The 12,465-nt window shown below is 59.2% G+C and carries 10 protein-coding genes; 4 read left to right on the top strand and 6 right to left on the bottom strand.

Translation table 11 applies throughout. From position 1 onward, the window contains the following. The first annotated feature begins 16 nt into the window (after positions 1 to 16). From ACZZ0D_RS25575 to ACZZ0D_RS25565, 3 genes are read left to right on the top strand one after another with little or no spacing between them, the layout of a single operon-like run. A complete protein-coding gene (locus ACZZ0D_RS25575) occupies positions 17 to 685 on the top strand; it encodes an amino acid ABC transporter permease (RefSeq protein ID WP_150793753.1) in 669 nt (222 codons plus the stop codon). Next, positions 682 to 1,332: an amino acid ABC transporter permease gene (locus ACZZ0D_RS25570; protein ID WP_159814351.1), complete on the top strand. Its 651-nt coding sequence runs from the start codon at positions 682 to 684 to the stop codon at positions 1,330 to 1,332. The genes ACZZ0D_RS25575 and ACZZ0D_RS25570 overlap by 4 nt, the downstream gene beginning before the upstream one ends. Further along, positions 1,319 to 2,056 (top strand): amino acid ABC transporter ATP-binding protein, encoded by a 738-nt coding sequence (locus ACZZ0D_RS25565; RefSeq protein WP_159814353.1) that lies wholly within the window; start codon positions 1,319 to 1,321, stop codon positions 2,054 to 2,056. The genes ACZZ0D_RS25570 and ACZZ0D_RS25565 overlap by 14 nt, the downstream gene beginning before the upstream one ends. Before the next feature lie 4 nt (positions 2,057 to 2,060). Here the strand turns inward: ACZZ0D_RS25565 and ACZZ0D_RS25560 are convergent, their stop codons facing one another. The 4 genes from ACZZ0D_RS25560 to ACZZ0D_RS25545 form a co-directional block, all read right to left on the bottom strand. Next, positions 2,061 to 2,576, bottom strand: a complete 516-nt coding sequence (locus tag ACZZ0D_RS25560) for a DUF1120 domain-containing protein (protein WP_463554592.1) — start codon at positions 2,574 to 2,576, stop codon at positions 2,061 to 2,063. Beyond that, complete coding sequence (locus tag ACZZ0D_RS25555) at positions 2,566 to 4,947, bottom strand: fimbria/pilus outer membrane usher protein (protein WP_463554591.1); 2,382 nt, start codon at positions 4,945 to 4,947, stop codon at positions 2,566 to 2,568. The genes ACZZ0D_RS25560 and ACZZ0D_RS25555 overlap by 11 nt, the downstream gene beginning before the upstream one ends. Before the next feature lie 3 nt (positions 4,948 to 4,950). Then, positions 4,951 to 5,670: a fimbria/pilus chaperone family protein gene (locus ACZZ0D_RS25550; RefSeq protein WP_463554590.1), complete on the bottom strand. Its 720-nt coding sequence runs from the start codon at positions 5,668 to 5,670 to the stop codon at positions 4,951 to 4,953. Between the two features lie 121 nt (positions 5,671 to 5,791). Beyond that, a complete protein-coding gene (locus ACZZ0D_RS25545; RefSeq protein WP_426618868.1) occupies positions 5,792 to 6,460 on the bottom strand; it encodes a DUF1120 domain-containing protein in 669 nt (222 codons plus the stop codon). A gap of 415 nt (positions 6,461 to 6,875) precedes the next feature. Here ACZZ0D_RS25545 and ppx point away from each other — a divergent pair, with 415 nt between their 5' ends. Next, a complete protein-coding gene (ppx, locus tag ACZZ0D_RS25540; RefSeq protein WP_463554589.1) occupies positions 6,876 to 8,378 on the top strand; it encodes an exopolyphosphatase in 1,503 nt (500 codons plus the stop codon). A 682-nt stretch (positions 8,379 to 9,060) separates the two neighbouring features. Here the strand turns inward: ppx and ppk1 are convergent. After that, positions 9,061 to 11,286 carry a polyphosphate kinase 1 gene (ppk1, locus tag ACZZ0D_RS25535; protein WP_053124923.1) on the bottom strand — a complete coding sequence of 742 codons (2,226 nt, stop codon included), beginning with the start codon at positions 11,284 to 11,286 and terminating at the stop codon, positions 9,061 to 9,063. Between the two features lie 18 nt (positions 11,287 to 11,304). Then, entirely contained in the window at positions 11,305 to 12,318 is a 1,014-nt protein-coding gene (gene hemB, locus ACZZ0D_RS25530) for a porphobilinogen synthase (protein WP_212545139.1), read from the bottom strand. Between the last annotated feature and the right edge of the window lie 147 nt (positions 12,319 to 12,465).

Genomic DNA, 12,465 nt, shown 5'->3' with positions numbered 1-12,465 from the left:
TGCGCGGGAGATCTTCATGGCTTATCAGTTCGATTTCATGCCGGTGGTGCAAAACACCGACCTGCTGCTGCGCGGCGCGCTGTTCACCCTTGAGCTGACGGCCATCGGCGCGCTGCTCGGGGTTGGCGTGGGCATTGTCGGGGCGTTGGTGCGGGCGTGGAACATCCGCCCGTTCTCGGCAATCTTTGGCGTCTACGTCGAGTTGATCCGCAACACGCCGTTTCTGGTGCAGTTGTTCTTTATCTTCTTCGGCCTGCCGTCGCTGGGCGTGCAGATTTCCGAGTGGCAAGCGGCGGTGCTGGCGATGGTGATCAACCTCGGTGCCTATTCGACCGAGATCATCCGTGCCGGCATTCAGGCGATTCCGCGCGGGCAGCTGGAAGCCGCAGCGGCACTGGCGATGACGCGTTTTGAAGCGTTCCGCCATGTGGTGCTGCTGCCGGCGCTGGGCAAGGTCTGGCCGGCGCTAAGCAGCCAGATCATCATCGTCATGCTCGGTTCGGCGGTGTGTTCGCAGATCGCCACCGAAGAGCTGAGCTTCGCCGCCAACTTCATTCAGTCGCGCAACTTCCGCGCCTTTGAAACCTATGCGCTGACCACGTTGATCTACCTGTGCATGGCGCTGCTGATTCGCCAGTTACTCAACTGGATCGGTCGCCGCTACATAAGCAGGAGCCGCGCATGAGTGACTTCACCTTCTGGGACATCCTGCGCAACCTGCTCATCGGCCTGCAATGGACGCTGGCATTGTCGCTGGTGGCGTTTATCGGCGGCGGCCTCGTCGGGCTGCTGATCCTGATCATGCGCATCTCGAAAAACCCTCTGTCGAGCAATATCGCCCGCACTTGGATCGAGCTGTTCCAAGGCACGCCGCTGTTGATGCAGCTGTTTCTGGTGTTCTTCGGCGTGGCCCTGGCCGGGATCGAAATCTCGCCGTGGATGGCCGCAGCGATTGCCCTGACCTTGTTCACCAGCGCTTATCTGGCGGAGATCTGGCGCGGTTGCGTCGAGTCGATCGCGCATGGCCAGTGGGAAGCCTCGGCGAGTCTCGCGCTCAATCCTCTGGAGCAACTGCGCTACGTGATCCTGCCGCAAGCGCTGCGCATTGCCGTGGCGCCGACTGTGGGTTTCTCGGTGCAAGTGGTCAAAGGCACCGCGGTGACCTCGATCATCGGCTTCACCGAATTGACCAAGACCGGCGGCATGCTCGCCAACGCCACGTTTGAACCGTTCATGGTCTACGGCCTCGTCGCCCTCGGCTACTTCCTGCTCTGCTACCCCTTGTCCCTCAGTGCGCGCTACCTGGAAAGGAGACTGCATGCCTCTGCTTAGAATTTCCGCCCTGCATAAATACTACGGCGATCACCACGTGCTCAAAGGCATCGACCTCAGCGTCGAAGAAGGCCAGGTGGTGGCGATCATCGGCCGCAGCGGCTCGGGCAAATCCACCCTGCTGCGCACGCTTAATGGTCTGGAATCGATCAACGACGGCGTGATCGAAGTCGACGGCGAATACCTCGACGCCGCCCGCGCCGACCTGCGCAGCCTGCGGCAGAAAGTCGGCATGGTATTTCAGCAGTTCAATCTGTTCCCGCACCTGACCGTCGGTGAAAACGTGATGCTCGCGCCGCAAGTGGTGCAGAAAGTGCCGAAAGCCAAAGCGGCGGAACTGGCGCGCGAGATGCTCGAACGCGTGGGCCTCGGGGAAAAATTTGATGCTTTCCCGGATCGACTGTCCGGCGGCCAACAGCAGCGCGTGGCGATTGCCCGGGCATTGGCGATGTCGCCGAAAGTCTTGCTCTGTGATGAGATTACCTCGGCACTCGATCCGGAACTGGTCAACGAAGTGCTCAGCGTCGTGCGGCAATTGGCCAAGGAAGGCATGACGCTGATCATGGTCACTCACGAGATGCGCTTTGCCCGCGAAGTCGGCGACAAACTGGTGTTCATGCACCACGGCAAGGTGCATGAAGTGGGCGATCCGAAGCTGTTGTTTGCCAATCCGCAGACGGCGGAACTGGCCAACTTCATCGGCACGGTGGAGCACGCGGGCTGAGCATTCAGTCGTGCAGCAACTCGAATGTGCCGGCGGCTTCGAACAGGGTTTCGTCGTGAATCTGCAGCTGGCGCGTGTCCAGCTGCGCCTGAACGTCGATCTGCGCGGTGAAGTGCCGGGCGCGCTGCGATTGAATGGTTTGCGCCGCATCGAATAGCTGTTCCGCGCGTGGCTGAGGGTCGGTATCGCGGGTTAGCATCGCCGCGCTGCCGTCTATTACCGCGTCGCTGATGCGCAGGCTGAATTGGCCGTGTTGGCCTAACCGGAAAACATTGGGGCCCGCGCTGGTGCCGTTGAAGCGCATTTTGATTGACGTTGGCGTCTGGCAGATCACCGTCAAGGTGAGTCGGTGAGTGTCCAGATTTACCCAATGTTGGCCGAGGGGTTGGTCGGGGAATGCGCCGCGATGTAATTGTCCGTAATCAACTTCGGACTGGCTCAGGCGTGATTCGCAGTCAGCGGCGAAAATCGGTGTCATCAGCAGATAGATGACTAGCGCGACGGCTGATTTAGCGCGCATGGCAAACGCCCTCCATGGCTTCATACAAGCGATCGCTATGAGTGTCGAGCGGCGGTTCCAGTTGCAGCTCGCAGCGGCGGTTGTTGGCGAGCTGAACGTGCAACGTCTGCGCGCCCTGCACATCACTCAAAAACGCTTTGCCGCCCTCAACGACTGAACCGAGTAATTGCCCCTGCTCCGTCAACACCGACGCGCCTCGGCTGATGGGCAGTCCTTGCCCATCGACAATCTGCAACAGCACCCGACGCACGCTGATCACTTCGAAATCCAGCGTATTGAATGAGCCGCGTCCGGCCTGCACTTCTTTGAAACCATTGATCAGATCGACCCGGCGCGGCAACGTCCGGGTCATCACTTGCACGCGGCTTTGGCTGTACGCCGACAGCCCGGGAATCACCGCGCGCCCGTCGCCGTCCGTCCACACCGGGCCTGACGGCGTCGTTAACTGCACCCCCGAAAGATTTCCCACGGAAGCGATGCCGAAGGTGTCTTGAATGGCATAAGGGGAAAACGTCACGCCGTCCTCGTGCACAGCGATGCCGCCCTTGAGCTGGCCCATGTAACTGTTGCTCGCCGCGTCGCGGTTCACGCCAAGCCCGACTTGGGCATAGCGCGGAAGCAGGCCGACGCTGGCGTTCAGCCGCGAACCGCGCGCCTCGCCGATGCCGTCGACGCCCAAGCGATAACTCGCCGTGTCGTTGACCTGCTCGCTCAGCGCCGAGCCCAGCGTCGTTTGCGTATCGCGGTGGCTGGCATAGGTGCGCAACTGGCGCGAGCCGCCGAGGGGAATGCCGATGCTCAGGTGCATTGCCGTGGCATTCGATTCGGCTTCGATGTTGAACGACACGCTGGCGTGCTTGAATCCCTTGCCCCACGAACCGCTCAAGCGTTGCCGGTGCTCGCCGTTGTGCAAGGCGCTGCGGCTGATTGCAGCGCTGAACCCGCCCCACCGCGGATCCGCCCAACCTAGCGTCGCGCTGAATTGATTGGCGAAGCGCTGCTGTAATTGATCGGCGCTGTAGGCCTGGTTATCGAGTACGTCGCGGTACTGCTCGCTGCGCAGTGTGGCGCTGAGGCCGAAACTGGCCCGTTCGAAAAATGCACTCGATATGGAAAGGCTTTGCTGCATGCCCTGCGAATCGGTGTCGGCCTGACGGGCTAAAACTGTGCGCCAACGCAGGTCAGCGTGCTGAAACAGACGGGTATCGATGCCCCAGCCGCTCGCCTGATAATTTGGCGTTGTCATCAGGCCGCTGCTGAGCAGCGACGTTGGCCCCAAACCCCAACTGCCGCTGAGCGTGGCGACGGTTTGATTGTCGATCTGTTCATCCGCTCGCGAACGCAGGGTTCCCACCGCCAGGTGATAGCCGGGTCGGGCCTGGGTGATTTGATGGAACGCCGAGACTGGTAACGCAAACTCCCTTGTCGCGCCGTCCTCACCAATGACCTTCACCTGTAGATCATCGCTGCCGTTGAGCAAAGCAAAACCGTTCAGGCTGAATGGCCCTGGTGGCACCCATGTGCTGTAGATCAGCGCGCCGGACTGGCGAACTTCGATGCGCGATGGGCTGTTGGCGATGCCATCGACAGCGGCGCTGGATTCGCTTGGCCGCACAGCGCTCTGGGCTGGAAAAAACTGCGCGCCCGTGATGGGCACACCGGCAAACAGTGGACTGCTGGTGTTGATCTGGCCCAATTGCAACGTTGAATCCAGCCGTTGCAGATCGCGCTGGGCATAGCTGTAGAGGTGTTCGACTCCGCCAGTCTGCTGCCCGGAATTCCACTGCTGACGACTGCGTACGATCCAGTCCGCCGTGTTGAAACCGGCCAGCGTTGAGGCCGAGATGTAGCGACTGCTGCCGGCCGAAGACGCGTTATCCAGTCCCAACAAGTCGTAGCTGAACATCCCGGCGGTGCCGCCACGGGTGAAATTTGTGGTCGTTTGCGCCACATCGGCCAGCGCATGGGTTGGCACCAGCAGCAGCACTTCTTGTTGATTCGGCCGCAAAGTCACTTGTGTCTGTGGGTAATGCGCCTGGAAAGCAAGACAACCCTGGCTGTCGGTGATGCCTTCTTCAAGGCTGCGCAATCCGGCCTTGTCCAGCAGACCCTGGGTAAAACACAGCTCACCGGCGGTATCGAACTGCGCCTCGGCCCAGCCCTGCTGACGGCCATTGACGAATAGTGTCACCACGCGCCGGCCCTCGCTAAAACGCGGAGCCAGCCGAAAATACTCGGCCATGGCCGGGTCGATGCCGCGACTGCCGAGTACATCGGTGTCGAACTCCACCGTCCGGGGTTGCGCAGCGAGTACGTGCTCACAGAGACCGAGCGCCGCCAGACACACCGCTCGGGCAACCCCGCTGGCCATGCTTCAAGGCCCTTGGACATTGAGGCGAGCGTCGTAGCTGTCGACGGTAAAGCCATAAACCGTTGCCGGGTAAAACGTGACTCCCGTGGCCGATTGCGGCTGTTTATCAAGCTCGCGCTGCAGGACTTCGCCCGGCAGCACGTAGGTTCGACCAATATCCGCGACGTGATTCTGCGGGGTCAGCACGACCTCTTGGGATAGCCGTACGACGTAGGGGCTTTCATTGCGCACTTGCAGGACATCGCCCACCAGCGACCACTCAAGCAGCGTCCACGGCGTGGGATTTTTCGCCAAGCCCCGCGGATGAATGATCAGCGGCAGGTTTTGCCGGATCGTCACGCCGACGGACGCCGTGTCTGTTGGCTTTCTCGGCGGTACGCCTTCGAAAATGATGCGTTTGAGGCGCTGGGTTTTCAGCGGTTCGGAGAACTGCCCGATCACCCGCACCAATTGTTTGTCCGAGGCTTCTACCCGGGTGATTGGCGGGGTTACCAGCGCGAGAAACTCGGGATCTTCCGGGAGGTTCTCGATCGATGAGTACAACAAGGCTGGCATCGAATCGGTATTTTTTATATTGATGGTTGTTTCACCCTCCTCTTCATTAAGAATGACTACGGTCGTTTCCGGCACCATGCCGTCGGCGCGCACCGAAGTAATTGCAACAAACAACAACATAATGAAGGCAACGGACACTGTTCTTATTGAAAACATTATTTCAGCCACACCAAACCCTCACGAGCAAATAAACTTCGCGACAAGAAACTTGCAATCAGTCAGTTAAAAAGTAACAACATGTGCGACATGTCACTCTGAGGGAGCAACATGCCAAACACATCAAAAGCAATCAGAGATAGCTGAGTTCAAAAGTGGCCAAACCATCCAGAGGCACATCATTATTGATGGTTAGTTCTGACGCTTTGTTGATGACCGCCTGTACTTCCATCACTCCACTCAGGGTGATGAAAGAGACAGGGACGATCAATCCGACGGTGCGCGACCACGACCCCAGATTGTCGTTTTGCCCGACCGCACCGGTAGCTGTTTCGATCCAGCTGGTGCCTTTGTCCAGCGAGGTAATGACTTTGACTGGCGTACCGGAGGCGTAGAAACTGCCCGGCTTGAGGTTAACGGCGTAACCACCAATATTCTCACCATCCGCTGTGGCACCCAGACCGTAGTTGTAGTTATCGGTGTAGTCGGCGCCGATGGTGGCGGCGAGAATGCCTGCAACCTGACTGAATCCTTTGCCGTCCTGCGCCTTCAGCCCAACCTTGGTGTGCGACCGGCAGTTGATGTTGAAGACGAGCTCCTTCTTCTCTAGCACGGTGTAGGAAGTCTGGTTCAAATCTTCAGCCGCGATGTTGCCATAATCGACAACGCCGCCGCCCTCCAGAAACGGCACACAACTGGCCGGCACGATCGTGCCCTTGACCCGTAGATCAATAGCCGCCTGAGCATTGATAGAAACGCTGGCAATCACTGCAGCCGCCATTAAAGCACTTATTGTTTTCATAGTTTGTCTACCTGACGCTTATTGACTTCAACACAGTTGAAGTCTTCATCCCTGTAAAAGAGTACGAGCAGGCAATGGCCAGCACTCATACCCGACTTACACAGTCTGAGGACATTGCCTACAAATAAGAAGAAGACACGGTGTCAAAGCCAGTAGGAAATTGCACTTACATGACGAAGGAAGAAGTTATTAACACTTGCCGAAAAAGTTCTGCAGCGCCGAGGTAAAAAGCTTTATATGCCGTAGGAAAACATTCCGCTTCCAACGTCACTCTTTGTATCAACTAACTCAGCGATAACTATTCCCGGATCAGCATCCGATCAGCCATCTACAGCATCAACCTTGATCTCTGTGCGTTGGCGGCAGCCGTTGATCGTGGCACGATGTCGAGGTTATCGACCGAGACCCCCTGACCATGCCGCAATCCAAAGCCAAGAATTTGTCCCTGATCGCCGCAATCGACCTGGGCTCCAACAGCTTTCACATGGTCGTGGCCAAGGCCCAGAACGGCGAAATCCGCATCCTTGAGCGCCTCGGCGAGAAGGTGCAACTGGCCGCCGGCATCGACGATGAGCGCAAGCTCAACGAAGAATCGATGCAGCGCGGCCTCGATTGCCTCAAGCGTTTTGCCCAACTGATCAACGGTATGCCGCTGGGCGCCGTGCGTATCGTCGGCACCAACGCCCTGCGTGAAGCGCGCAACCGCCTCGAATTCATCCACCGTGCTGAAGAAATCCTCGGCCATCCGGTTGAAGTCATCTCCGGCCGTGAAGAAGCGCGTCTGATTTATCTGGGCGTGTCGCACACCCTCGCTGACACCCCGGGCAAACGTCTGGTCGCCGACATCGGCGGCGGCAGTACCGAATTCATCATCGGCCAGCGCTTCGAACCGCTGCTGCGCGAAAGCCTGCAAATGGGCTGCGTCAGCTTCACCCAACGCTACTTCAAGGACGGCAAAATCACCCCGGCCCGTTACGCCCAGGCGTACACGGCGGCGCGGCTGGAGATCATGAGCATCGAGCACGCTCTGCATCGCCTGACCTGGGATGAAGCCATCGGCTCCTCAGGCACCATCCGTGCCATCGGCCTCGCGTTGAAGGCTGGCGGGCATGGCACCGGCGAGGTGAATGCCGAGGGGCTGGCGTGGCTCAAGCGTCGTCTGTTCAAACTGGGAGATGCCGACAAGATCGATTTTGAAGGCATCAAGCCTGATCGTCGGGCGATTTTCCCGGCGGGTCTGGCGATTCTAGAAGCAATCTTCGATGCGCTCGAACTGCAACGCATGGATCACTGCGAAGGCGCTCTGCGTGAAGGTGTGCTGTATGACCTGCTCGGTCGCCATCATCACGAAGACGTGCGCGAACGCACCCTCACTTCGCTGATGGAGCGCTATCACGTTGATGTCGAACAAGCGGCACGGGTTGAACGCAAAGCCCTGCACGCGTTTGATCAGGTCGCGGTGGATTGGGAGCTGGACGACGGTATCTGGCGCGAATTGCTCGGCTGGGCGGCGAAAGTGCACGAAGTCGGGCTCGACATCGCGCACTATCACTACCACAAGCACGGCGCTTATTTGATTGAGCACTCGGATCTGGCCGGTTTCTCCCGCGAAGACCAACAGATGCTCGCCCTGCTGGTGCGCGGCCATCGCCGTAACATTCCCAAAGACAAATTCGCCGATTTCGGTGACGACGGCGCCAAGCTGATTCGCCTGTGCGTGCTGCTGCGTTTCGCGATTCTGTTCCACCACATCCGTGGCACACAGGCGATGCCGCAGGTGGTGTTGCACGCCAAGGGCGATAACCTGGACGTGGAATTCCCGGAGAACTGGCTGGATGAAAATCAGCTGACTCAGGCGGATTTTGGTCTCGAAGCCGATTGGCTGACGCGAGTGGGCATCGTCCTCACCGTCCACTGACACACCGCGAATCTCCACTGTAGGAGCTGCCGCAGGCTGCGATCTTTTGATCTGGTTTTTTACGATCAACGTCAAAAGATCGCAGCCTTCGGCAGCTCCTACAGGTGGGTGAACGACAGGTATGAAAAAGGCGATCCATGGGGATCGCCTTTTTTATTGGGTTTGGTTTGAGATTGGAGCGGGCCTGCCCCTCACCCCAGCCCTCTCCCGAGGGAGAGGGGGCCGAACGCTGTTGGCTTCGAGGCCTGAGTTCGACCCGATAATTCAGGTCAGCGTATAGCGTAAGCACACCTCGGTCAGTCCCCCTCTCCCTCCGGGAGAGGGCTAGGGTGAGGGGCTTTTGACCTTCAAAACTTCAACTGCTCACCGGCAAAATCGGGCTACCCAACCGCTCCAGCAACGTCGCCTGCGCACTCTTCGGGTTCTCATTCCCGGACGGCGCACGGGTGGGCATCGTCCTCACCGTCCACTGACACACCGCAAATCTCCACTGTAGGAGCTGCCGCAGGCTGCGATCTTTTGATCTGTTTTTTTACGATCAACGTCAAAAGATCGTCCGATCGCGGCCCGAGCCTTCGGCAGCTCCTACAGGTGTATGGATGACAGGTATGAAAAAGGCGATCCGCGGGGATCGCCTTTTTTATTGGGTTTGGTTTGAGATGAGGGGCTCTTGCCTTTGGCCCTAGCTGCTCACCGGCAAAATCGGGCTACCCAACCGCTCCAGCAACGTCGCCTGCGCACTCCTCGGGTTCTGGTTCCCGGTCGGCGTGTTGCGGATGTAACGGCCATCCGACTGCAAACTCCAGCTATGGGTGTTGTCAGTCAAATACAGTTCCAGCTCTTTCTTCACCCGGGTTAGCAGCTTCTTGCCTTCCACCGGGAAGCAAGTCTCGACGCGTTTGTCGAGGTTGCGCTCCATCCAGTCGGCGCTGGAGAGGAACATCTGCTCGTCGCCGCCATTGAGGAAGTAGAACACCCGCGTGTGCTCAAGGAAGCGGCCGATGATCGAGCGCACATGAATGTTGTGCGAAACCCCGGCAATCCCCGGACGCAGGCAGCACATGCCGCGCACCACCAGATCGATGCGCACGCCGGACTGGCTGGCCTTGTACAGCGCGCGGATGATCTTCGGATCGGTCAGCGAGTTGAACTTGGCGATGATGTGCGCCGGTTTGCCTTCGACGGCGAACTGGGTCTCGCGGGCAATCATGTCGAGCATGCCCTTCTTCAGCGTGAACGGCGCATGCAGCAGCTTCTTCATGCGCAGGGTTTTACCCATGCCGATCAACTGGCTGAACAGTTTGCCAACGTCTTCGCACAAGGCGTCGTCGGAAGTCAGCAGGCTGTAGTCGGTGTACAGCTTGGCGTTGCCGGCGTGGTAGTTGCCGGTGCCGAGGTGCGCGTAACGCACAATTTCGCCGGCCTCGCGACGCAGGATCAGCATCATCTTGGCGTGGGTCTTGAAGCCGACCACGCCATAGATCACCACCGCGCCGGCCGCTTGCAGACGGCTGGCCAGTTGCAGGTTGGATTCTTCGTCGAAGCGCGCACGCAACTCGATGACCGCCGTGACTTCCTTGCCGTTACGCGCGGCATCGACCAGCGCATCGACGATCTCGGAGTTGGCGCCGGAGCGGTACAGGGTCTGACGCACCGCGAGCACGTGCGGATCTTTCGCGGCCTGGCGCAGCAGGTCGACCACCGGGGTGAACGACTCGAACGGGTGCAGCAACAGGATGTCCTGCTTGCTGACCACGCTGAAAATGTTTTCGCTGTTCTGCAGCAGTTTCGGGATCTGCGGGGTGAACGGCGTGTATTGCAGTTCCGGATGGCTGTCCAGACCGGTGATGCTGAACAGTCGAGTCAGGTTGACCGGACCGTTGACCTGATACAACTCGCTCTCACTCAGGTTGAACTGCTTGAGCAGGTAATCCGAGAGGTGTTTCGGGCAGGTGTCAGCGACTTCCAGACGCACCGCATCGCCGTAACGACGCGAGAACAACTCGCCACGCAGCGCGCGGGCCAAGTCTTCTACGTCTTCGGAATCGAGCGCCAAGTCAGCGTTTCGGGTCAGACGGAACTGGTAGCAGCCCTTCACCTTCATGCCTTGGAACAGGTCATCGGCGTGGGCGTGGATCATCGACGACAGGAACACATAGTTGTCGCCGGGGCCGCCGACTTCTTCCGGCACCTTGATGATCCGTGGCAACAGACGCGGTGCCGGGATGATCGCCAGACCGGAATCGCGACCGAAGGCGTCAATGCCTTCCAGCTCGACGATGAAGTTGAGGCTCTTGTTCACCAGCAACGGGAACGGGTGCGTCGGGTCGAGGCCGATCGGGGTGATGATCGGCGCGATCTCGTCGCGGAAGTAGCGGCGCACCCAGGTCTTGAGCTTGACCGTCCAGTTGCGGCGACGGATGAAGCGCACCTGATGCTTTTCCAGCTCCGGCAGCAGGATGTCGTTGAGGATTGCGTACTGGCGATCAACGTGACCGTGAACCAGCTCGCTGATCCGCGCCAGCGCTTGATGCGGTTGCAGGCCATCGGCGCCGGCCTGCTCACGGGCAAAGGTGATTTGCTTCTTCAGGCCGGCGACACGGATTTCAAAGAATTCGTCGAGGTTGCTGGAGAAGATCAGCAGGAACTTCAAACGCTCCAGCAGCGGATAGGACTCGTCCAGCGCCTGTTCCAGCACGCGGATATTGAACTGCAGTTGCGAGAGCTCGCGGTGGATGTACAGGCTGCTGTCATCCAGACCCGGAATGGTGATCGCCGGCACCGCCACAGCGGTTTCGGCCACCGGCGCGGGTGGCGCTGGCTCCAGTTCCGGCGGGGTCTCGGTGATTTGCTCCACCACTGGCTGAGCTTCTTTTACTGCAACTTCAGTGAGTCCTTCGGTATTCATCGAATGTTCCTGGGAGGGCTATTTCTGCTCTCGTAACAATTGAGCGGCACGGACAGCAAAGTAAGTCAGGATGCCATCTGCACCGGCACGTTTAAAGGAGGTCAGTGATTCGAGGATCACCGCTTCACTCAACCAGCCATTCTGGATCGCCGCCATGTGCATGGCGTATTCGCCACTAACCTGATAGACGAAGGTCGGCACTTTGAAGGCATCTTTTACCCGGAAAAGAATGTCCAGATACGGCATGCCCGGTTTGACCATGACCATGTCCGCGCCTTCAGACAAGTCCGCACCGACTTCGTGCAGCGCTTCGTCGCTGTTGGCCGGATCCATCTGATAAGAGGCTTTGTTGGCTTTGCCGAGGTTCGACGCCGAACCCACGGCATCGCGGAACGGGCCGTAGTAGGCGCTGGCGTACTTGGCCGAGTAGGCCATGATCCGCACATTGACGTGGCCAGCAATTTCCAGCGCTTCGCGAATCGCCTGAATGCGACCGTCCATCATGTCCGACGGCGCCACCACCTGTGCGCCAGCTTCGGCATGGGACAACGCCTGACGCACCAGTGCGTCGACGGTGATGTCGTTCTGCACGTAGCCTTCTTCGTCGAGAATGCCGTCCTGACCGTGGGTGGTGAACGGGTCGAGCGCAACGTCGGTGATCACGCCGAGTTCCGGAAAGCGCTCACGCAAGGCGCGAGTGGCGCGCTGGGCGATGCCTTCAGGGTTCCACGCTTCAGCGGCGTCGAGGGATTTCAATTCAGGAGGCGTGACCGGAAACAGCGCCAGCGCCGGAATCCCCAGTTCGACCCACTTGGCGGCTTCTTCCAGCAGCAGGTCGATGGTCAGGCGCTCTACGCCGGGCATTGAGGCCACGGCTTCGCGACGGTTCTCACCGTCGAGCACGAACACCGGCAGGATCAGATCATCCACCGTCAGCACATTTTCCCGTACCAGCCGACGCGAAAAATCATCGCGGCGGTTGCGACGCAAGCGAGTGGCGGGGAACAGACGGTTGGCAGGGGTAAAGCTCACGGCGGACTCCTGAGCCCGCGCAAACGGGCGAGCGTGACAGTTATAGACGGCCATTATGACGAACAGATTACAGTTGTGTGAGGCCTGTGGCACGGTGACGGATTCCATTCTTATTGTAGGAATTGTTCACGTCGAGACACATTTGGA

The organism is Pseudomonas sp. AC193, from assembly GCF_979258075.1.
Note: the sequence above shows the minus strand (reverse complement) of the source record. Positions and strands in the feature narration are given on the sequence as shown.